We start from the raw sequence: 353 nt of genomic DNA on the forward strand, positions 1-353 counted from the left end.
TTTTCCAATGTTATCGTATGTTCCCAGGAATCTCCAAAATCGTATTCATATACGACTTCACCATAGGTTGGAAAAATTTCTTCAAGGGCAACAAATCGCTCCTGACGAATCTCAAATGCATCAAAATCCATATATTCCATCGTCTCTGGGTCGTCATCCATCACAATTTTGAGGTCCCTCCTTTCCGCTCTTTCCACAACAAATTCATGTAAATGAGCGTTATGCCAATCAAAAACGGTTTGAATAATATTATGTAGATGTCTAAAGGAATAAGTCGAAGGCACTAAAACGCGTCGCCAAATTTCATGACCCTCAAGATTGATTTTTATTTTCAGTTGATACAGGTCGATTTC

Annotated in this window: 1 protein-coding gene; it reads right to left on the bottom strand. The window is 38.0% G+C overall.

All coding sequences use genetic code 11. The annotated features are described in order from the left end of the window. On the bottom strand, positions 1-350 hold a 350-nt coding region (locus CHI06_RS31215), incomplete at its 3' end, for a plasmid pRiA4b ORF-3 family protein (protein ID WP_142301056.1). Positions 351-353: the final 3 nt, after the last annotated feature.

It is taken from the genome of Bacillus sp. 7884-1, from assembly GCF_002272245.1.
Taxonomy (GTDB): domain Bacteria; phylum Bacillota; class Bacilli; order Bacillales; family Cytobacillaceae; genus Neobacillus.